The 23,280-nt window shown below is 39.3% G+C and carries 17 protein-coding genes and 1 riboswitch; of the genes, 14 read left to right on the forward strand and 3 right to left on the reverse strand.

The features are described from left to right. Positions 1-83: 83 nt before the first annotated feature. The 3 genes from ACOKFG_RS07015 to ACOKFG_RS07025 all read right to left on the reverse strand — a co-directional run bounded on the left by ACOKFG_RS07015 (position 84) and on the right by ACOKFG_RS07025 (position 5,393). Entirely contained in the window at positions 84-1,172 is a 1,089-nt protein-coding gene (locus ACOKFG_RS07015) for a helix-turn-helix domain-containing protein (protein WP_422862103.1), read from the reverse strand. A 188-nt stretch (positions 1,173-1,360) separates the two neighbouring features. Further along, a complete protein-coding gene (locus ACOKFG_RS07020; protein ID WP_298794325.1) occupies positions 1,361-1,975 on the reverse strand; it encodes a deoxynucleoside kinase in 615 nt (204 codons plus the stop codon). 127 nt (positions 1,976-2,102) lie between these two features. Further along, positions 2,103-5,393: an amidohydrolase family protein gene (locus tag ACOKFG_RS07025; RefSeq protein WP_422862104.1), complete on the reverse strand. Its 3,291-nt coding sequence runs from the start codon at positions 5,391-5,393 to the stop codon at positions 2,103-2,105. Positions 5,394-5,615: 222 nt separating this feature from the next. Between ACOKFG_RS07025 and metK the strand changes: the two genes are divergently transcribed. The 14 genes from metK (at position 5,616) to cobA (ending at position 23,254) form a co-directional block, all read left to right on the forward strand. Next, positions 5,616-6,869 (forward strand): methionine adenosyltransferase, encoded by a 1,254-nt coding sequence (gene metK / locus ACOKFG_RS07030; protein WP_422862105.1) that lies wholly within the window; start codon positions 5,616-5,618, stop codon positions 6,867-6,869. A gap of 90 nt (positions 6,870-6,959) precedes the next feature. Then, a complete protein-coding gene (locus tag ACOKFG_RS07035) occupies positions 6,960-8,891 on the forward strand; it encodes a CocE/NonD family hydrolase (protein WP_422862106.1) in 1,932 nt (643 codons plus the stop codon). 20 nt (positions 8,892-8,911) lie between these two features. After that, positions 8,912-9,508, forward strand: a complete 597-nt coding sequence (locus ACOKFG_RS07040) for a class I SAM-dependent methyltransferase (RefSeq protein ID WP_422862107.1) — start codon at positions 8,912-8,914, stop codon at positions 9,506-9,508. Positions 9,509-9,765: 257 nt separating this feature from the next. After that, a complete protein-coding gene (locus tag ACOKFG_RS07045; protein WP_422862108.1) occupies positions 9,766-10,224 on the forward strand; it encodes a hypothetical protein in 459 nt (152 codons plus the stop codon). Positions 10,225-10,375: 151 nt separating this feature from the next. After that, positions 10,376-10,483, forward strand: a riboswitch (SAM riboswitch). Positions 10,484-10,604: 121 nt separating this feature from the next. Further along, entirely contained in the window at positions 10,605-11,882 is a 1,278-nt protein-coding gene (locus ACOKFG_RS07050; RefSeq protein WP_422862109.1) for an O-acetylhomoserine aminocarboxypropyltransferase/cysteine synthase family protein, read from the forward strand. Positions 11,883-11,968: 86 nt separating this feature from the next. Then, entirely contained in the window at positions 11,969-15,358 is a 3,390-nt protein-coding gene (gene thrA, locus ACOKFG_RS07055; RefSeq protein ID WP_298794340.1) for a bifunctional aspartate kinase/homoserine dehydrogenase I, read from the forward strand. Continuing rightward, positions 15,355-16,524, forward strand: a complete 1,170-nt coding sequence (locus ACOKFG_RS07060; protein ID WP_422862110.1) for a trans-sulfuration enzyme family protein — start codon at positions 15,355-15,357, stop codon at positions 16,522-16,524. The genes thrA and ACOKFG_RS07060 overlap by 4 nt, the downstream gene beginning before the upstream one ends. A gap of 61 nt (positions 16,525-16,585) precedes the next feature. After that, a complete protein-coding gene (locus ACOKFG_RS07065; protein ID WP_298794346.1) occupies positions 16,586-16,996 on the forward strand; it encodes an RrF2 family transcriptional regulator in 411 nt (136 codons plus the stop codon). 174 nt (positions 16,997-17,170) lie between these two features. After that, a complete protein-coding gene (locus ACOKFG_RS07070) occupies positions 17,171-17,434 on the forward strand; it encodes a DUF2061 domain-containing protein (RefSeq protein WP_298794348.1) in 264 nt (87 codons plus the stop codon). 11 nt (positions 17,435-17,445) lie between these two features. Then, positions 17,446-18,069, forward strand: a complete 624-nt coding sequence (locus ACOKFG_RS07075; RefSeq protein WP_298794350.1) for a phosphoadenosine phosphosulfate reductase family protein — start codon at positions 17,446-17,448, stop codon at positions 18,067-18,069. Positions 18,070-18,126: 57 nt separating this feature from the next. After that, positions 18,127-19,065: a sulfate adenylyltransferase subunit CysD gene (cysD, locus tag ACOKFG_RS07080; protein WP_422862183.1), complete on the forward strand. Its 939-nt coding sequence runs from the start codon at positions 18,127-18,129 to the stop codon at positions 19,063-19,065. 6 nt (positions 19,066-19,071) lie between these two features. Continuing rightward, positions 19,072-20,319 carry a sulfate adenylyltransferase subunit 1 gene (locus tag ACOKFG_RS07085; protein ID WP_422862111.1) on the forward strand — a complete coding sequence of 416 codons (1,248 nt, stop codon included), beginning with the start codon at positions 19,072-19,074 and terminating at the stop codon, positions 20,317-20,319. 75 nt (positions 20,320-20,394) lie between these two features. Then, entirely contained in the window at positions 20,395-22,485 is a 2,091-nt protein-coding gene (locus ACOKFG_RS07090) for a HEPN domain-containing protein (protein ID WP_299488319.1), read from the forward strand. Beyond that, the gene (gene cobA, locus ACOKFG_RS07095) at positions 22,478-23,254 is read left to right on the forward strand and encodes a uroporphyrinogen-III C-methyltransferase (RefSeq protein ID WP_299488317.1); all 777 of its coding nucleotides are present in this window, start codon (positions 22,478-22,480) and stop codon (positions 23,252-23,254) included. The genes ACOKFG_RS07090 and cobA overlap by 8 nt, the downstream gene beginning before the upstream one ends. Positions 23,255-23,280: the final 26 nt, after the last annotated feature.

Raw genomic sequence — 23,280 nt, forward strand, 5'->3', positions numbered from 1 at the left:
CGACCGCTTGGTTGCAAAACCACATACTGGTCAGTAAGTGCAATGTTGTATTGAAACAAGGAAGGTAAGATTGCACTAAATGATTATAGTGCTTTCTTTTTGATGTATTCTCGTGGAGTTTGCTGAGTCTGTTCTTTAAAAGCTTTGTTGAAGGTTGATTTTGAATTGAAGCCGGCTTCGATGGAAAGCGTTAGAAGTGTATGGGTGTGGTGCTGACCTTGTTCCAATTTTTTAATAAACTCCTTAATTCGGTAGGCATTGATAAAATCATAAAAACTCTTGTTCAGAATGTTGTTTAGAAACCAAGAAATATCGTGGGGAGAAGTGTCTAGTTTTTGTGAAAATTCCATCAAATTCAGCCTTGGTTCTAAATATGTCTTTTGGTTGGACATTAATGCATCAATTTTGCTTTTTAATTCACCAACTTGACTTTTAGAAAGTCTTTGGGTGCTCTTTAATTCTTCAAGCTGAAATAATTCGGGGAACCGTAGTTTGTAATAAGCTATAACGCATACGCTGCTTAATAAGGCTATGCCCAATGCTATATATATAGATTTGTCCAGCCCAATTTGCATTATTCTGTCCCCAACATAGCTTACGGCCCAAATTAAAATAAATAGTAAAATTGACCATAGGAAGGCGTAGATGTATTTTGACGTATTCTGAACATAGGAAAGTTGTTTTTTTTCATCAAAGATGTATTTCCTAAAATGTGCAAAGGACAATATCAAATAGGTAAAACATAGCACTAAAGAAATACCTTCATTGATTACGTACACCACGAGAAAACTATCTATGCGTGACCAATAAACTTCTAATGAGAGGCATGCAATGACCAAATTAAAAGCTATAAATAGAGCTACAGGCAGAAAATGGATTTTTGGTATATGAAACCTTGTCTTTGTAGTAAGTTGCTTGATATATGCGAATAAGTAAACACCATAGAAAAAAATGGAAGCATCTAAAAAATGAAAGAGTCTATGACCGGAGAAATGCGGATTTATAGTCCATCTAAGGCCTCTAAAAATGAGTATAATATTGGCAATGACAAAAATGGAAAGGTAATCGTTTGATAGGTTATTTCTCTTGTCCGTTTTATTCAAGTTGTAAATAAAAAAGAGACCGAGAAGAATAACGATAAAGTGAATGGCAACTTCAATATTGAACAGCACGGTCTACTGAATTTAGGAATGCCAAATGTAAAAATTAATGATTTTACATTTTTGCTCAGATTAGTATGGTTCTGTGAAATTCGTTCAATAGAACTGCAAATATGTGCAGTTGCGACCAATCGCACCTTTTTTAAGATTTAGGAAGTCTTTTTTCAATTGTTGAATAGGTACAAACCAATATTCTTGGTTTAAAATAACCCGTGAATTTCAGCATCAATCTTATTGATTACTTGGCCCAAATCTTCAGGCTCATCAACAAAATTGATATTGTCCACATCAATAACCAAAAGCTTGCCTTTTTCATAGGTGTTTACCCATGCTTCGTAACGTTCATTAAGTCGACTTAGATAATCAATGGATATGCTATTTTCATATTCTCGACCCCGTTTATGGATTTGATTTACGAGATTGGGAATAGAACTACGTAGGTAAATCAACAAGTCCGGTGGCTGCACCAAAGTTTCCATAAGCTCGAAAAGACTTTTATAATTTTCAAAGTCACGGTTGGTCATTAATCCCATGGCGTGCAAGTTCGGTGCGAAAATATGGGCATCCTCGTATATGGTTCGATCTTGGATCACATTTTTCCCACTTTCCCTGATTTTGAGAATTTGTCTGTAACGACTGTTCAAGAAGTAAATCTGAAGATTGAAGCTCCAACGTTCCATTTGGGTATAAAAATCATCCAAATACGGATTGTCTACTACATCTTCAAATTGGGCGTTCCACCTGTAATGTTTGGCAAGTAAGGTGGTCAATGTGGTCTTTCCTGCTCCAATGTTTCCTGCTACGGCAATGTGCATGGGTGATAATGTTGAATGGTTACTAGTTTACAGTGTTTAGTTGCAAAGGCATACAATATACAACGAATCTTGTGGAAGCTAAAACCGAGCTTGACGCTTTTATCAACCTTTCGATGAAAAACCATTATCAGTGCTTTAGTGCATGGCAACTACAGCCAGGAATTGTAAAACTTTGTGTTTGTTCATGCCACGGAAAAGCCTGGTTATACTTGTTGTTTTCCCAATAGAACTTACTGCGCGTATTAGTTTCATTACCAATTTCATTCATGGTTTCGGTATCATACAAGCGTCCATTGATCATGGTGTATCTGACAGAATTGGTGTTTTCGATATCCGCTAGCGGATTTTTGTCCAGCACAATCAAATCGGCCAACTTGCCCACTTTTAGGGAACCAATTTCGCTTCCCATACCGATATATTCAGCACCATTAATAGTAGCCGCTTTCAACGCATCCATATTGCTCATTCCACCAGCTTTGAGCATCCAAAGTTCCCAATGTGCGCCCAGACCTTGCAATTGACCATGGGCTCCAAGGTTGGCTTTTACCCCAGCATTGGAAAGCGAAGTAACGGTTTCAGATACTAAAATATGTCCGTTGGAATATTCTTCTTGCGGCGCTTTTGTTCTATGTCGACTTCTCGAATCTATAATGTGCCTTGGGGTGTACTTTAGCAATTTCTCATTTTCCCAGACATTGTCACGTTCGTAGTAGAAATATTCTCCATTTAAACCTCCATAGTTTACAATCAATGTGGGGGTGTAACCACTTGTGCTATTGCTCCAAAGCGTAATGATGTCCTTATAAACAGGTGCAACAGGAATATTATGCTCAATTCCGGTATGGCCATCCATGATCATACTCATATTATGGAAAAAAGTGGATCCGCCTTCAGGAACCACATTGACCCCTAATTCTTTAGCGGCTTGCATTACTTGTTGACGCTGTTCGCGTCGCGGTTGATTATAACTTTTTACAGAAGTAGCTCCAAAAGCCTTTGTTCTTCGGATAGCTGAGCGAGCATCATCCAAGCTATTGACCACAGCTTTAAAATCTCCGTCGGCACCATACAAAATGAATCCTGTGGAGTATATTCTTGGTCCGACCATTTCACCGCTTTTTACCAATTCCGAAAGACCAAAAACAGTTTCACTGTTGGCCGAAGGGTCATGAGCCGTGGTGACACCAAATGCAAGATTGGCATACAATTGCCAATGCTTTTTGGTGTTCAAGCCTGATCTGAAGGCACCAATATGGGCATGGGCATCTACAATGCCGGGCATTATGGTTTTACCTTTCGCATCAATTATTTCGGTATTTGATGGAATAGTGATTTCCGAAGAGGTACCTATACTTTCAATTTTGTTATCCTTGATGATAATGGTAGCATTTTCCAATACTTCATCATTTTCCATGGTGATGATTCTCGCATTGATAAATGCGATTCTACCTTTGGGTCTGTCCGTTTTAGCAACTAATCCTACCTCAATTCCTTTTTCTGTTATTGGAGGAATGCTATCAGGAGAGTTTTTGAGGAAAGTGAATCGTTGTTCCACATCATTGGAGAAATATTCACTGCCTAAAGTCCAATGAAGTTTTTCGCTATCCTTGGACCAATGAAGACTGTATCCAGCATCTTTGGCCACTTGAGTCACCGGAAAAGCTTTACTTTTCGGGTCGAACTCTACAGTTTGACCTGTCATGGTCATCGGTGCAACATAGGCTTTGTGCAAATTCGAAAACAATAGCCATTTGTTATCCGGGGATGGTACAATGTGGTTAGCATATTTAGACTTGAAATGAGTGCGTTCATCTTTCCCATTCAAATCGACACTTTTGAGCTCCTTGGTTAATGATCCAAAGAATTTTCCGCCAGTTTGAAAGAAAATGCGAAGATCATCCGCGCTAAATGTTGGTGTTAAACCATTTTCAGTAAGTTTTTTAATAGAATTCCCATTGGTTGCCATGGTATAAATGCCGGGCTCTTTCGTGAATGAGCGGCCCTGGTCATTACTGCCACTTTGTTTGCCATATACAATGTAATTTCCATTGTTGGAAAAAGAAGGGAAGCGATAAATACCTTTTTTCAAGGTCAATTTGGTTGAATTACCACCACTTGATGAAACTTTATGGATTGCTCCCAAATGCTCATCGTCCCAAGTCACATAAACTATCTCTTTTCCATCAGGAGAGAAAGAAGGCTCAAATTCCAAATCCTTGCTATCCGTTAATCGCTTCGGCTTGCCATTGGGTAGAGTTTTGGTCCAAAGGTGCCCCAAAGCACTAAAAACGATTCTTTTTCCATCAGGAGAAGTCTTTACATGTCGGATAACCTTGGCTGTAAACTCATCCGAATCTACCTGATGCTGTACTCGATGGGTCTCTGCAATTTTAATTTTGGTATCAACTTGGAACGGAATTGGCGTAACTTGAAGGGTGTTACTATTGATTTTTTGAATTTTTCCTCCAGCCCAAAAAACAATTTCAGCACCATTTGGCATCCAACTGAAGTTGGGATAGGTTCCAAAAAGGGCCCATGCTTCCATCTGATCCTTATTTAAGGTGTCATAGATTGGCCATTCTTCGCCAGTTTCCAAATCATGAATAAATAACACTGACTTAGTTCGAACGCGTTTTACGAATGCAAGTTTTTTATTGTCAGGAGACACCGTTGGCCTTGAAGCACTGCCTGGTCCTCCTGTAACGGTTACGGTTTTTCCTGTTTCAAAATCGTAACGTTTAATGGCATAAATCTGTGCATTCGGGTTCTTGTTATATTGAAAGAAACCTCCTGGATACATATCCTCACAGTAATATAAATATTGGCCATCACTTGAAACCGAAGGTTCGTTAACATCCTGCTGATCATTTTTACGTGTAGTTAGCTTTAGACCGCTTCCACCGGTTATATGATATTGCCACATTTCACCAGCGCCCAGTGATCGTTGGGAAGTAAAGTGTTTTCGGGCAATTAAATGGTTGCCATCAGGTGTCCAAACAGCATTGTTCAACAATCTGAAATTTTCTTTGGTTACTTGTGCTGCATTGTTGCCATCCATATCCATTACCCAAATATTGTCACCTCCTCCAGCATCGGAGGTGAAAGAAATTCTCTTGCCATCTGGGCTAAAACGAGGTTGCACTTCAAAAGGAAGTCCTGAGCGCAAAGCCTTTGCCTTTCCTCCCGTAATGGGCATGGTATAAATGTCACCAAGCATATCAAAAACGATATGCTTTCCATCTGGGCTTACATCAAGGTTCATCCAGGTGCCTTCATCGGTCGATAAATCAACTTCATTGACTTTCCAATTGGTATAAGGATTGGAAACATCCCATTTCTTATCGTCCTTTTTGTCTTGAGCTAACACAATAAGAGTAAACGAGAACAGTAGAATGGAAAGTAAAGCTTTGTTTTTCATGAGTTTTAAATTAGTCAGATAGCAAAATACGGATAAACCTCCTATTTATTAGTATTGGGTTTTTAAAAATATTTGGTTTTTAAGACCAAAACATTTTCATATTTTAGCACCCGATTATTGAGGAAAGATTTGACTGCTTGCAACCTCGCTAAAAAATGCTAAAAAGGAGTGTAAACTTTTTTGGGCTGTACCGTCAAATCTCTCCATTTAAAATATATGTACATGCCATATCTGTTTACATCGGAATCAGTAAGTGAAGGACACCCAGACAAAATAGCAGACCAAATCAGTGATGCACTTTTAGACAACTTTTTGGCTTTTGACCCAGAAAGCAAGGTGGCCTGTGAAACTTTGGTAACCACTGGACAAGTTGTTTTGGCCGGAGAGGTTAAAAGTGACACCTATTTAGATGTCCAAAACATTGCTCGAGATGTCATCAACAAAATTGGGTATACCAAAGGAGAATATCAATTTAGCGGAGACTCGTGCGGTGTAATTTCCCTGATTCATGAGCAATCACAGGACATTAACCAGGGTGTTGACCGAGGAAGCAAGGAAGAGCAAGGAGCGGGTGATCAGGGAATGATGTTTGGTTATGCTACTAAAGAGACTGAAAATTATATGCCTTTGGCATTGGATATCTCACACAAGATTCTTCAAGTTCTAGCCGAATTACGAAGGAAAGGCGATAGCATATCATACTTAAGACCCGATGCAAAAGCGCAGGTGACCATCGAGTATTCAGATGACAATGTACCACAACGCATTGATACCATCGTAGTATCAACTCAGCATGATGATTTTGATTCAGATGAAAAGATGCTGACTAAAATCAAGGAGGATATTATAGCTATTTTGATTCCAGAAGTTAAAAAACTATTGCCAGAATCCATACAAGTATTGTTTAATGATGATATCAAATATCATATTAACCCAACAGGAAAGTTTGTCATTGGCGGACCTCATGGCGACACGGGCTTGACAGGCCGTAAAATCATCGTGGACACCTATGGCGGAAAAGGTGCACATGGCGGTGGTGCTTTTAGTGGGAAAGACCCAAGTAAAGTGGATAGAAGTGCTGCATATGCAGCAAGACATGCAGCAAAAAATTTGGTAGCTGCTGGTGTGGCTGATGAAATTTTGGTTCAAGTAAGTTATGCTATTGGGGTGGTGGAACCTACCTCGATTTTTGTGGATACGTTTGGTACGGGTAATTTGGGATTGACCGATAGTGAAATTGCCAAAAAAGTCGCAGCACTTTTTGATATGCGTCCATTTGCTATTGAAGAACGTTTGAAGTTGAGAAATCCCATTTATCTGGAAACCGCGGCTTATGGGCATATGGGGAAACAACCTCAAATACTTACTAAGGTTTTCGAATCACCCTATAATGGAAGAGTTGAAAAAGAAGTGGAGCTTTTCACTTGGGAAAAATTGGATAGGGTGGATGCTGTAAAGGAAGCTTTCGGGCTATAAACCCAGTACCATTTTTTACTACATTTTGTCTAGGTGACATCAGCTTAAGATTTCTTTGTAGTTTTAGGCGTCAATCAAAATTTCTATACGATGAAAAGAGTATTTCGTTCGCTATTGCTGATGTTCATTTTCGCATTGGCCTTCTCTTCCTGTAAAAAGAATACAAAAAAAGAAGTCCAGCTAGAAGACACTTATGTTTCGGATAACTACACCAAAAAAGAAGTAGATATTGAAATGCGTGATGGAGCCAAACTCCACACCACCATTTATTCCCCGAAAGATACCTCAAAAGAATATCCCATTTTAATGCAACGTACCCCATATAGTTCAAGACCTTATGGAGAAGAAAATTTTAGAAAACAGATTGGGCCTAACATTCATTTAATGAAAGAAGGAAACATTATTGTTTACCAAGATGTTAGAGGACGATGGTTAAGTGAAGGACATTATGAAAATATGCGCGCCTACCTTCCTAATAAAACTTCGGACCAAGATGTAGATGAAAGTTCAGACACCTATGATACCATCGAATGGTTGGTGAACAATGTAGACAACAACAGCGGTAAGGTAGGTGTTTGGGGCATATCCTATCCTGGCTATTATGCCACTTATGCCACTATTGATGCCCACCCGGCATTGAAAGCGGCTTCACCCCAGGCTTGTATTGGAGATTTCTTTTTTGATGATTTCCATCATAACGGAGCCTATTTGTTGAGCTATTTTAGGGTGACTTCACTTTTTGGTACACCCAGACCCAACAATGACCAACCAATAGATACAGCGTGGTATACCTTTCCAGATTTACAAACGGAAGACCAGTACCAGTTCTTTTTGGATGCAGGACCATTGAAAAATTTGAACTCCTTTTTCGAATATGAAACCGTGGACACTCCTACGATGAGACCAGAGGGGGTCACCGATGATTATTTCTGGAACGAAATAAAGGAGCATCCCAATTATGATGAACTCTGGCAAAGTCGTGGATTGATTCAGCATTTGGATAAATCCAAGTCACATGTGGCCACAATGATCGTTGGGGGGTGGTTTGATGCGGAGGACCTTTATGGACCGCTGGAAACTTATAAAAACATTGAAAAACATACCGATGGCTATAATACTATGGTCTTCGGCCCATGGGATCATGGTCGATGGGCAAGACGAAATGGAAGAAGTTTAGTGGGGAATTACTATTTCGGAGATTCCATTTCAGAATTTTATCAGGAAAACATAGAGACGAAATTTTTCAATCACTTTTTAAAAGGTGATGGAGGGGATAACAGCGGACTCCCCGAAGCCTATGTGTTTGATTCTGGACGTAAAGCCTGGAAAACATATGATTCCTGGCCTCCATCAGGAGTTGAAAAGCAAACTATGTTTCTATCCAAAGACCAAAATTTGACCTCTGATTCCGAAGATGTTGAAGGGATTAAATTTATAAGTGATATCAAAAAACCAGTTCCATATTCAGAAGATGTAAAAACTGTTTTTACACCCAGAAAATATATGACAGATGATCAGCGATTTGCAGCTCGCAGGTCAGATGTGTTGGTTTTTGAAACAGAGGTCATGGAAGAAGACCTGACTTTGGCCGGGGATATTATGGCAAATTTAAAAGTGGCAACTACCGGTACGGCTGCGGATTGGATTGTCAAGGTCATTGATGTGCATCCAGGTGATGTTGAAACCAATGAAGAAATGCAAGACCATTTAAAGATGTCAAACTATCATTTGATGGTCCGTAGCGAGGTGTTACGTGGACGGTTTAGAAACAGTTTTTCCGAACCGGAACCTTTTACACCCAACAAAAAAACGGATGTAAATATCAAATTGCAAGATGTCTTCCATACCATTAAAAAAGGGCATAAACTGCAGATTCAGGTACAGAGTACCTGGTTTCCTTTGATTGATTTGAATCCACAAACCTATGTGGAAAATATCTTTAAGGCGGATGAGACAGATTTTAAAACCCAGACCCATACCGTTTATACAGACTCTAGCATTGAGTTTTCAGTCTTAAAATGAAAATAAGTTCAGCCAAAAAAATGAAAAAGCCATGGCCCACTAAAAAGGCCATGGAGCAAATTTATGAGGCTAAGCTATGGGGGGACAATGGTTCTAATTTTTATTCCGGTGACGGGTCACATCATCCTGAATTGGTTAAACCCTATGTGTATGTTCTGCAATCATTTTTAAAATCGTTTAAAAATCCATTGACTGTTCTTGATTTAGGTTGTGGAGATTTCAATGTGGGAGCACAATTGGTTGGGCACACGAAAAGGTACATTGCATTGGATATTGTTGAAGAACTGATAAACTACAACAAAACAAAATTCAAGAGCTCCAATTTGGAATTCCATTGTTTGGATATAGCTAAAGATGACCTTCCATTTGCAGATTGTGTCATTTTAAGACAAGTACTGCAACATGTATCCAATGCGGAAATCAAGAATATCGTAGATAAGCTATATGATTTTAGATATGTGGTTTTGACTGAACATTTGCCTCATGTTGATTTCTCTCCCAATATCGATATCATTTCTGGTCAGGGAATTCGAATAAAAAAACAAAGTGGTTTGGATTTGCAAGCGGCACCATTTTATTTAAGAGTAAAGGAAGCAAAGCAGCTATTGTCCCTTTAATCACCAGATTATAATGGAAGATTGGTAACGACCTTGTTTAAAATGTTTTGAGTTTTGTAACGGGTATTGGAGAGGTTTTCCTTTGACGGTTAATTATAATTAATATGGATTTTAGAAATTGTTTATTTGGAATTTCAATTATTGTCTTTTTGGGTTGTTCAAGTAGACAAACAGGTTTGCAATTTGAACAAAAGGTCTTATATCAAATCGTACCCCAAATTATTGATTCTGAATTTCCTGATACTTCGGAAGGTTTTATGTTGAAAAAAACAGTTGATGGTTCTTCAGTTTGGAGGAAGGAAACTTCGGCTAATACGATAATTGGAATTTTGGATTCTGTGTATGAGTTTGATCAAAAATTTTATAAAAAATATATCAATCTTCATTTCTCAAATCACGATTTAAAGTTAGCAAAGTTGAATTCTGCAAAGGGTTATAAATTAGATATTTCAAAAATCAAAAAATCAAAAAACTACTATTATCAGTATCTAAGTGAAATTCCTGATTCAAAAATACGATGGAAAAGGAAGAAAGAATTTTATTTGATGGGATTGGTAGGTTTTTCAAGAATTTATTTTGATAAAGAGAGGAAGAATGGAGTACTAGACTTTACAATGTCGTGTGGTCAGCAATGTGGAATGACAGCCCTTGTTTATTTGAAAAATGAAAATGGGGATTGGAAGGTTGATGAAATAGAGTCCATCATCGAGGAATGAAAACATTTCCAATCCGAACACCATGAGCGAGAGAAATCTCTGTAACTTACTCCATTAAAATCACCCGAATACGTAAAATTTCCCAAAATCATTAGGATTTTAAAAGATTCTGCCTTTATATTTGTCCTCACAAGTTCAAACACGTATTGAATAGTTATCAAGAAAGGTGGAGGGAATAGACCCTATGAAGCCTTAGCAACCCTTGACTTCCAATGTCAAGAAGGTGCTAAATTCTATCCCATATGGGAATAGATAACAACGACCGATATATTTTCGGTTTCACTTTCTTATAACTTTTTGATTTTTCCTATCGGCCAAATGGTCGAGCAGGGTTTGGCTTTTTAATTTATCGCAATTAATAATTTAAAAAACTAGAAATCATGAGTGATCAAAAATTTTCAACCAATGCTTTGCATGCGGGTCACGACACGACCCAAACTAGCGGAACAAGAGCAGTACCCATTTATCAGTCCACTTCCTATGTGTTCAATGATACGGATCATGCTGCAAACTTGTTTTCATTGGCCGAACTTGGCTTTATTTATACACGATTAAACAATCCTACCAATCAAATTCTGCAAGAAAGATTGGCTGCTATCGAAGGTGGGGTAGGAGCAGTTGTTTTTGCTTCGGGAACGGCAGCAATCTCGACTGGATTGCTGACCTTGTTGAGAGCTGGTGATCACATTGTTGCATCAAGTAGTTTATATGGAGGCACCTATAATTTATTGAATGTCACACTTCCGCGTCTGGGCATCACAACCACCTTTGTGGACGCATCTGACCCATCCAACTTTGGTAAGGCCGTGCAGGATAATACCAGGGCTTTCTTCGTAGAATCTTTGGGTAACCCAAAATTGGATGTACTGGACTTAAAAGGAATTTCAAAAGAGGCCAAAGCTGCTAAAGTTCCATTTATAGTAGATAACACAGTTGCCACTCCGGGGCTATTAAATCCTATTGAACATGGCGCAAACCTTGTAATTCACTCACTTACGAAATATATCAATGGTAATGGTACCGCCTTGGGAGGTGCTATCATAGATGCAGGAACATTTGACTGGACTAACGGGAATTTCCCTGAATTTACAGAACCATCAGCTGGGTACCATGGTTTGGTATATAGTGAAGCGTTAGGTGCTGCTGCATTTACTTTCAAACTGATTTTGGAAGGATTGCGCGACTTTGGTGGCGCATTAAGTCCATTTAATGCTTTTCAAATAATTCAGGGCTTGGAAACTTTGCCGGTTCGAATTAAACAACATAGCGAAAATGCGCTGGCCTTGGCAGAATGGTTGCAAAATAGGGAGGAAGTTGCATGGGTAAATTATCCTGGCCTAAAAGGGAATAAATATTATGAATTGTCTCAAGAATATTTACCTAAAGGACAAAGTGGTTTGGTCACTTTTGGGGTAAAAGGAGGATTTGAGTCCGCCAAAGCTTTGACCGATGCAACTAAGGTATTCTCATTATTGGCTAATATCGGTGACACTAAATCTTTGATTATTCACCCTTCCAGCACAACACACCAGCAATTAGATGAAGCAGAGCAAGAATCAGCCGGGGTGACCAAAGATTTGATTCGTCTTTCTGTTGGATTGGAAGACCTATCGGATTTAAAAGCTGATTTGGAACAAGCCTTTGCAGCCATTAAGTAATAGTTCTGATATTAAAATAGCATAAAGCAAAGCCATTCTAGGTTCATCGAAAGGTAATTTGTCCAATCGATATCAATTTTTAAGAAATGCTCCACAAAACGGAAATAAAGAATTATAAAACCATAAGCGGTACTTCTCAGGACCTGAAATTGTCGTATCAAATTTTCGGAAGAGAATTACATACTGCTCCTATTATATTGGTTAATCATGCATTGACAGGAAATTCCAATGTTACGGGAGAATCCGGTTGGTGGTCCGATATCATTGGAAAGGGTAAAAGCATTGATACAGGTAAGTACACCATTTTAGCTTTCAATATCCCTGGAAATGGATACGATGGCTTTGTAATTGAAAATTATAAGGATTTTGTTGCAGGAGATATCGCCCAAATCTTTCTTGAAGGATTAAGGCAGTTGAAAATTGACCGCTTGTATGCCATCATCGGAGGCTCTCTGGGTGGTGGCATTGCCTGGGAAATGACTGCTTTAAACCCGAACATTACCGAACATTTGATTCCAGTAGCTTCAGATTGGAAGTCCACGGATTGGTTGATTGCGAATTGCCAGATTCAAGAACAGTTTTTAGTCAATTCAAAACAACCAGTGCACGATGCCCGTATGCATGCGATGCTCTGTTACCGGACTCCAGAATCATTCAAAGAACGATTCCAGCGCAGCACAAATGAGGAACTGCAGGTTTTTAATGTAGAAAGCTGGTTGATGCACCATGGGAAGAAACTGCAAGAGCGATTTCAATTGTCTGCATATAAGCTAATGAACCAACTTTTGAAGACTATTGATATCACCCGAGAAGGAGACCAAGCCTTTAAGACGCTTCAAGAAAGTGACACCAAGATTCATATTATTGGGGTTAATTCAGACTTATTCTTTACCGCAGAGGAAAATAAAGAAACCTTTAGGCGACTGGCACTGGTCAATACGAATGTCACCTATGGTGAAGTGCAGTCACTACATGGTCATGATGCTTTTTTGATGGAGTTTGAGCAGCTAGAAAAGCTTTTGGAACCGGTATTTCAAAAAAATGGGAAATCGGAACGAATCAAGATTCTAAAGTTTGGAGGAAAATCTTTGGCCAACGGAGATGGCATTAAAAGAGTCCTTAAGATTATTTCAGAAAAGGCAAGAGAAAAGGAAAACTTTGCGGTTGTGCTATCTGCTAGAGGAAAAGCTACTGACCAGTTGGAATCTATGTTGAAGAAAGCCTCAAGAGGAAAAGATTTTGAAGGGGAGCTAAAAGATTTTTCCAGCTATCAAATAGAAGGGTTGTCCAATACCGCTGTCATCAGCGATGAACTGGCGGTGGTGGAAAAAATTCTCAAAGGCGTTTCACTTACTGGGGATTACAGTGCAAAAACTCAGGATGAACTTATGGCCTATGGAGAGCTGATTTCCGGAAAAACAGTTACCTCCTTGTTGAAAGAATCTGGAATCAAAGCACAGTTAATTGATTCGAGAACTTTGATTAAAACAGATGATACCTTTACCAATGCTGAAGTGGATGAAGGCCTTTCCAAAGAAAATGTCATCAGATGTTTTAAAGATATCTCTGCGGATATTGTGCCCATAGTAACCGGTTTTATTGCTTCAAATGGTTCAGGAGAAACCACAACCTTGGGAAGAAATGGAACAAATTACTCTGCAGCACTTCTTGCTAATTTTTTAGACGCCAGTGAGTTACTGAATTATACCCATGTAAACGGAATTTATACGGCCAATCCAGATTTGGTGCCCGATGCAAAGCTGATTGATGCCATCTCCTATGCAGAAGCAAATGAATTAGCCAATTTTGGAGCTACTATTTTACATGCAAAAACCATAATTCCCCTTATCGAGAAGAACATTCCTCTGCGGATACTCAATACCTTCAACGGTGATAATAAAGGAACACTGATTGGCCCTAAAAAAGACGATGGAGGAATTAAATCTCTATCGGTTTTGGAAGATGTCGCTTTGATTAATCTTGAAGGAAGGGGGCTTTTAGGAAAAGTAGGAATTGACGCCCGTATTTTTAAAGCACTTGGACAAAACAATATTAATGTTGGGATTATATCTCAGGGTTCTTCCGAAAGAGGTATCGGTTTGGTGGTTGATGCAAAAGAGGCGCAAAAAGCCAAAAAAGTGCTAGATGCAGAGTTCGAAACAGATTATAGTTCCCAAGATGTCAATCAAATTACAGTAATCCAGAATGTATCAGTAATTTCCATTGTGGGCATGGACCTGAGTACTTTTCACAAACCTTTTAATGCCTTGGTGAAAAACCAGATAGTTCCGCTCCTGTTTAATAATACCGTGACAGGTAAAAATGTGAGTTTGGTATTGAAGAAATCGGATTTGAACAAGGCCATTAATGTGGTCCACGGACAGATTTTCGGAATAGCCAAAAAGGTGAACCTGGCCATTTTTGGGCATGGTAATGTGGGAGGCACCTTAATCGACCAAATATTGGATTCCAAATTCAGTATTGAAAACAGAAAAGATATTGACCTTCGTGTGTTTGCGGTTTCCAATTCCAGAAAAGTACTGTTGAATGCCGAAGGCATAACCGAAAATTGGAAAACGGATTTAGAGACCGCGGGTGTTCCGTATCAAGTGGAGGACGTTATTGAATTTACAAAAGCAAATCATTTGGAAAATCTGATAGCAGTTGACAACACAGCAAGTAAGACATTTGTATCCCATTATGAAGCATTGATAGAAAATGGTTTCGATTTGGTTTCCTCTAACAAAATAGCAAATACGCTAGACTTTGATTACTATAAATCCATACGCCAACACCTTGAAAAAAATCAAAAACAATACCTCTACGAAACTAATGTTGGAGCGGGGTTGCCACTTATCGATACTATAAAACTATTACATTTATCTGGAGAAAACATAACTAGGATTAAAGGCGTTTTTTCAGGATCCCTGAGCTATATTTTCAATACATTTTCTGAAAATGAGGTTCCATTTTCCAGAATTGTTAAAGAGGCAATGGAGAAAGGATTTACCGAACCAGACCCAAGAGAAGATCTCTCAGGAAATGATGTAGGAAGAAAACTGTTGATTTTGGCTCGTGAGCTCGATTTACATAATGAGTTTGATGATATCCAGATTGAAAATTTGATTCCAAAAGAATTACAACCACTAAGTTTTGATGAGTTCAAAGGAAAAATAGAAGCCATGGATGAGGTGTTTGGAAAGGTCAAAGAGGCGCAAAAAGAGGGACATGTATTGCGATATATTGGAGACTTGCATGGCGATTTACAACAAGACAAGGGCATTTTGGATGTGAAACTGGTTTCCGTGCCCAAAGAAAGTGCATTAGGCCAGGTGAGCGGGTCCGATTCGATTATCGAAATCTATACGGAATCCTACGGTGAAAATCCTTTGGTGATTCAAGGTGCCGGCGCCGGAGCTGCAGTTACTGCACGTGGTGTTTTCGGTGATATTTTAAGAATAGCAGAAAAAATATGAGGGAGAAAAAACAATTTGAAACAGAGGCGATTCGCACGCAAATAGAACGAACACAATTCCTGGAGCATTCCAGCCCCATGTATTTGACTTCCAGCTTTGTTTTTGAAGATGCCGAAGACATGCGCGCCTCTTTTGCTGAGGAAAAAGACCGGAATATTTATTCCCGTTATTCCAACCCAAACTCCTCGGAATTTATTGATAAGGTTTGTAAAATGGAAGGTGCAGAAAGTGGTTTTGCCTTTGCATCCGGAATGGCTGCGGTTTATGGTACTTTCGCAGCACTGCTGGAAAGTGGAGACCATATTGTTTCATGTAGGAGCATTTTTGGCTCCACCCATTCATTGTTTACCCAGTTTTTCCCAAAATGGGGCATCAGTACCAGTTATTTTAATATTAATGACTTGGATGCTGTTGAAGGTTTAATAACCGACAAGACCAAGATTATTTATGCAGAATCCCCGACCAATCCCGGAGTTGATGTTTTGGATTTGGAAGTTCTTGGAAACTTGGCCAAAAAACACAATCTGATTTTTATCGTTGATAATTGTTTTGCTTCTCCTTATTTACAGCAGCCCATTAAGTTTGGTGCGCATTTGGTCATTCATTCAGGAACTAAATTGATGGATGGTCAAGGAAGGGTTTTGGCGGGCATTACCGTTGGAAACAATGACCTTATTGATAAGATTTATCGCTTTTCTCGAATTACTGGGCCGTCACTTTCTCCGTTCAATGCTTGGATCTTGTCCAAAAGTCTGGAAACTTTGGCACTTCGGGTGGACAGACATTGTGCAAATGCACTGAAATTGGCTACTTTTTTGGAGAGTCATCCACGAATTGAGTGGGTCAAATATCCTTTTTTGAAATCCCATCCCAAATATGAGGTGGCTAAAAAACAGATGAAGGCTGGCGGTTGTGTAGTGGCCTTTGAGGTAAAAGGAGGTCTTGCTGCGGGAAGAAAATTCTTTGATTCGGTAAAAATGTTGTCCCTTTCTGCCAATTTAGGAGATTCCAGAAGCATTGTTACACATCCTGCGTCAACTACACATAGTAAATTAACTCTGGAAGAACGAAAGTCGGTCGGAATTTCGGATGGAACAGTTCGAATATCTGTGGGACTTGAGCATATAGAAGATATCATCGTCGACATAGAGCAGGCGTTGGGCTAGGTAATCTTGACTTTCACCCAAATTAGAACAGGCGATTGTTAATTTTCGCTATCTTCGTTGGATGCTCTCCAAGAAGACAAAATACGGTTTAAAAGCATTGACTTACCTGGCCTCTCTGGAAACTCGTGAGCCCGTTCAAATTGCGGAGATAGCGAAGCATGAAAACATTTCACAAAAGTTTTTGGAAAGCATACTACTTACCTTAAGACGAAATGGTTTTTTAGGATCAAAAAAGGGAAAAGGTGGCGGCTATTATCTCATCAAAGAACCGGAAGATATTTTAATGACTGCTGTAATGCGGGTGCTAGAAGGCCCAATTGCTATGGTGCCCTGTGTAAGCCTTAACTTCTACGAGAAGTGTGCAGACTGTCCTGACGAAAACAAATGCTCTGTAAACAAATTGATGCTTCAAGTGAGGGACAGCGCATTGGAGGTATACCGCAATAACACCTTGGCCGACCTCATTTCCTGATTAAAATTCAATAGTATTTTCTCTTTTGGATCAATAAATCCATAAAATTGAACGCAACATCCATATAAATCTACAAAAACGATAGGGTAATAGTAATTTTATGCAGCTTTTAACGATTACAATAAAATAAAACACCTATGTTTGTAATTCCTAGTAAATCGATAGGATAATATTATGATAGCAGACCAACTCATACTCAATACTAAAAAAGAGAAGACATCTTTTAAGGAAGATAAGAATTCGGAAAGACCAATTCGTAGCATCGCAAAAGCTGTTAGCTGGAGGGTGGTTGGTACTTTGGATACCTTGATAATTTCGTATTTTTTTGTGGATGAGGTTGTCGTAGCTGCTTCCATTGCTTCGGCGGATTTTATCACAAAAATGATTCTCTATTTTTTCCATGAGAGAATCTGGAACAAGATTGGCTGGGGTAGATAAATCAGAATGATATGGCATTTACACTAGAAAGTATAGAAAAACTAAATCGACATTTTAAAGGGATTGATCCCCAGGAAATAATTTCATGGGCTATTGCCAATGGAAATACCCCGGTGGTTACCACAAATTTTCGTCCATACGAAGTAGCCATACTTCATGCTGTCACTGATGTTGATAAAAGCATTCCAGTAGTTTGGTGCGATACCGGTTACAATACACCCAATACCTATAAACATGCCGAGGAACTCATATCCCGATTAGGTTTGAATATTAAATTGTACGTGCCAAAACAGACCGCTGCACATCGAGATTCTGTTATGGGAATTCCACAGATAGATGACCCAAGACATGCAATTTTTACAGAGCAAGTAAAATTGGAACCTTTTAGAAGAGCGATGAAGGAACACAAACCAGATGTATGGTTTACCAATCTGCGGCAGGGCCAAACGGCGCACCGAGATTCCCTGGATGTGCTGAGCTTGAGCAAGGATGGGGTGCTTAAAGTCAGCCCGTTCTATTACTGGAGCGACACACAATTAGACGCCTATTTAAGAGAACGAAATTTACCCAACGAACATAAATATTTTGATCCTACCAAGGTGTTGGAAAACCGTGAATGTGGATTGCATACATAAAATATCATCATTACTGTGGAAACAGAAACCCAAACAAAAAATTAAGATTTGAGCACAATTTTAGAAGAAATACAAAAACCAGAACTATTGGATTTGGATAAAAGGCCAAACGCCAATGCACTAGAGCATGAGGCCATTTATGTACTACGTGAGGTTGCCGCCCAATTTGAAAAACCAGTTTTGCTGTTTTCAGGAGGAAAGGATTCAATAACACTGGTAAGATTGGCGCAAAAAGCATTTTGGCCAGCAAAAATCCCATTTCCATTAATGCATATCGATACCGGCCACAATTTTCCTGAAACGATTGAGTTTCGTGATAAATTGGTTGAAGAGCTTGGTGTTGAGCTTATTGTGAGAAATGTTCAAGATTCCATAGATCAGGGTAAAGTAGTTGAGGAAACCGGAAAGTATGCCAGTAGAAATATGCTACAGACCACGACTTTGTTGGATGCTATTGAAGAGTTCAAATTTGATGCCTGTATCGGTGGGGCACGAAGAGATGAAGAAAAAGCTAGAGCCAAAGAGCGTATTTTTTCTGTTCGTGACGATTTTGGACAGTGGGATGAAAAGAACCAGCGTCCTGAATTGTTCGATATGCTGAATGGTGAAATTGAAATGGGTCAAAACGTTCGAGTTTTCCCGATAAGCAATTGGACTGAACTAGATGTTTGGAGCTACATTGAAAAAGAAAATATTGAGATTCCCTCTATTTACTTCGCACACAAAAGAAACATCTTTTTAAGAGATGGATTGATATGGTCCGCAGAGGACGATGTGGTATTTAGAGCAGAGGATGAGGTGGTTGAGGAACGCATGGTGCGTTTTAGAACCATAGGTGATATGAGCTGTACTGCAGCTGTGGCGTCGTATGCCGATACTATTGAAAAAGTAGTGGCTGAAATCAGGGAATCAAAAATTTCGGAACGTGGAGCTAGAATCGATGACAAGCGTTCCGAAGCGGCAATGGAAAAACGTAAACAACAAGGTTATTTTTAAGAGATTATGGAAGTATTGAAAATTGCTACCGCAGGTAGCGTAGATGATGGAAAAAGCACCTTGATTGGACGACTGTTGTACGACACAAAATCGTTGACAGACGATAAATTGGAGGCTATTGAAAAAACCAGTAAGCAAAAAGGGTACGATTACCTTGATTTCTCATTAGCTACAGATGGATTGGTAGCAGAAAGAGAGCAGGGGATTACTATTGATGTAGCCCATATTTACTTTTCTACAGCTAACAAAAGTTATATTATAGCGGATACCCCAGGGCATGTGGAGTATACCCGAAATATGGTGACCGGTGCTTCTACATCCCAAGCGGCAATCATATTGATTGATGCTAGAAAAGGAGTGATAGAACAAACAAATCGTCACTTTTTCATTAACAACTTACTTCGTGTAAAAGAAGTTATCGTTGCTGTCAATAAAATGGATTTGGTAGATTTCTCCGAAGAGAAATACAATTCAATTAAAGCGGACTTCGAGGAATTGATGAGCAAACGAGATTATGCTGGACAAAAAATCACATTTATTCCTGTTAGTGCATTAAAAGGAGATAATGTTGTTGAGAAATCCAAAAATACACCATGGTACACCGGTGAAACTATATTAGAACACCTTGAAAGTTTAGACCTAGCGGCTGTATCTAATGTAGGAACTCCGAGGTTCCCTGTACAATATGTGGTCCGACCAAAGACTGAGGATTTTCATGATTTTCGTGGATTTGCTGGTAAAGTATATGGTGGAGAATTGAATGTAGGTGACGATGTTGTTGTACTACCTTCCATGACACGAAGCAAAATTAAGAGCATCTATTTCTACGATGAAGAATATCAAACTGCTCCAAGAAGATCTTCCGTAACCATTACTTTGGAGGATGAGGTAAACGTTAGTAGGGGAGATATGTTGGTCAAGGATGGCGATTTGCCTACGATAGATAAGCAACTTACCGCAACTGTTTCTTGGATGGACTCCGATAACCTTGCAACTGGAGGAAAGTATGTGATTCAACATGGAGTGAATAAGGTATTGGCCAAAGTGGATGCTATAGAACATAAGATTCATCCGGATTATTCCGGTATCGAAGAAAATGTAACCTCCTTACAGATGAACGACATCGCCAAGGTGCGGTTAAAATTGAACAAACCCATCTTTTACGATCGGTTCAAAGACCATCGTACAAACGGTTCCTTTATCATCATAGATAGTAGAACAAATACCACAGCCGGTGTTGGTTTCATAAACTAAATGCGACCAATGACGCTGTGAATAGATAACATGGTTTTGAATAAAACCTATTAAATAGATAGGAAAAATAGAATAATGAGAAGCTTTAGAACGGAAATAGAGAACCCTGTAGTTGAAAAAGATATCATTGAATTAGAACAGAAGATTCGTCAGTTTAAAGGAGGCGAATTGGATGAAGAAAAATTCAGAAGTCTGCGCTTGGCACGTGGAGTTTACGGACAGCGTCAACAAGGAGTGCAAATGGTACGCATCAAACTACCTTATGGCAAGGTAACTTCCAATCAATTACTTCGCATTTGTGATGTTTCCGATGAATATTCAAGAGGTCGATTGCATATCACTACACGCCAGGATATCCAAATCCACTATGTGGCCTTGGAACGCACACCAGAACTTTGGTCCGAATTGGAACGTGATGATGTAACCCTTCGCGAAGCCTGTGGTAATACCGTTCGAAATGTCACTGCTAGTGAAACAGCCGGAATCGATGTTGATGAACCTTTTGATGTTTCTCCATATGCCCACGCTGTTTTCCAATATTTCCTTCGAAACCCCATAGGGCAAGAAATGGGTAGAAAGTTCAAGGTTTCCTTCTCATCAAGCGATGCAGATACCGGACTTTCCTATATGCACGATTTAGGTTTTATTGCCAAGGTTGAGAATGGACAAAGAGGATTTAAAGTAATGTTGGCGGGTGGATTAGGTTCCCAACCGCGCCATGCAGATGAACTCTATAGCTTTCTTCCAACTGATAAAATTGTTCCATTGATGGAAGGTGTTATCCGTGTTTTTGATAGGTACGGAGAACGTAGGAGTCGCGCCAAGGCCCGTATGAAGTTCTTGTTGAAAGACATTGGACTAGAAGGATTTAAAACTTTATTGGAAGAAGAACAGACTGCTATTCCAATTCAGACCTATCCAATAGATTTTGAAAATTATCCAAAACCTGAGGTGGCAGATGTTGAAGTTCCATCAGTTCAGATAGAGGAAAACGAGGAATACCAACAATGGAAATCCACCAATTTAGTACCTCAAAAACAAGAAGGCTACGTAGCTATTGGAATCAAGGTGCTATTGGGAGATTTTTATACTGATAAAGCTAGGGAATTGGCCAAGTTGGTGCAAGAATATGCAGCTGGAGAAATCCGTTTATCACTTCGCCAAAACATTCTTATTCCTTACGTAAAAGAAGAATTGGTTCCATTTTTCTATTCAGAACTGAAGAAATTAGGTTTTGTAGAAGCAGGGTACAACAAAGCGTTGGATATTACAGCTTGCCCAGGTACGGATACTTGTAATCTAGGTATCTCAAGTAGTACTGGAATCGCCGAAGAATTAGAGCGAGTAATCAAAGCAGAATACCCACAATACATTAGTAACCCAGATGTGGTTATCAAAATAAGTGGTTGTATGAACGCTTGTGGCCAACATAATATGGCCAACATAGGATTCCAAGGAATGTCTATACGAACCAAGGATAAATTGGTTGCTCCAGCACTTCAGGTGCTATTGGGAGGTGGAAACTTTGGAGACGGTAAAGCCAGGTTTGCAGATAAAGTGGTAAAAATTCCAAGTAAGAGAGGCCCCCAAGCCCTCCGATTGATTCTGGACGATTTTAATGCAAATGGCAATGGGGCTTCCTTTGCTCATTATTATGAAGCTAAAGGAGAACATTACTTCTATGAGTTTCTAAAACCGCTTTCAGATATCGAAAACCTTACGCAAGATGATTTTATTGACTGGGGTACCGAAGAGAAATATAAAAAAGAGATTGGAATAGGAGAGTGTGCCGGAGTCATTGTTGATTTGGTCGCCACCTTGTTTTTTGAAAGTCAAGAGAAGATTGAAAAAGCGGAAGAAGCGTTGATTGAAGAAAAATGGGCAGCAAGCATCTATTATTCCTACCAGTCTATTGTTAACTCTGCCAAGGCACTGTTGACATCTGAAAAGGTCAAAGTAAATACCCATTCAGCAATCATCAAGGATTTCGATAGGCTATATGTTGAGACGGGAAAGGTTGATTTCGCGGAAAACTTCGAAAATTTGGCACTCCAATTGAACAAAAATGAACCCAGCCAAGCATTTGCCACATCCTTTTTGGATGATGCAAAGTTGGTTTTAGACAGATTGGAATCCTTCAGAAAATTAGAATTGGCACATGTATAACGGAAAATTGACAGTTGTAGGGGCTGGCCCTGGGGATGTGGATTTGATTACTTTAAAAGGAATCAAGGCATTGCAGCATGCAGACGTTGTATTGTATGATGCTTTGGTTGACACAGAGTTATTGGAATATGCCCCAAACGCAGAACATATTTTTGTAGGCAAGCGAAAAGGCTGCTATGCCTATCAACAAGAGCAGATTAATGAGTTGATAGTGCAACGTGCAAGTAGTAACAAGCATGTAGTGCGATTAAAAGGTGGAGATCCTTTTGTTTTTGGAAGAGGTGCAGAAGAAATGGAATACGCCGCGTCGCATGGTTTGAGTGTTGAAGTTGTTCCTGGAATTTCATCTTCTGTTGCAGTACCTGCAGCTCAAAATATACCGGTAACCAAGAGAGGAGCCTCTGAAAGTTTTTGGGTGATTACGGGAACCACAAAAGAACACAAACTTTCCTCAGATGTAGCTTTGGCCGCAAAATCGAATGCCACGGTTGTAATTCTAATGGGTATGTCAAAATTACCGGAGATCACGGAACTCTTTAAAAAAGAAGGAAAATCAAACCTACCTGTGGCCATTATCCAAAATGGCACTACAGAAAGTGAAAAAATTGGGATTGGTACTGTTGCTTCCATTGAGAACAAGGCAAAGGAGCAGCAGTTGTCCAATCCGGCCATTATAGTAATTGGCGAAGTCGTTAAACATCGTCAAAAAATCATTGAGATTCAAAAGAACCATCAAGAAGAGGGAATAAAATTGTTTGAAAAAGTATAAATATCAGCCTTGCTGAGAGTATTAAA

This window comes from Flagellimonas rhodophyticola, assembly GCF_049332665.1.
Lineage (GTDB): Bacteria > Bacteroidota > Bacteroidia > Flavobacteriales > Flavobacteriaceae > Flagellimonas.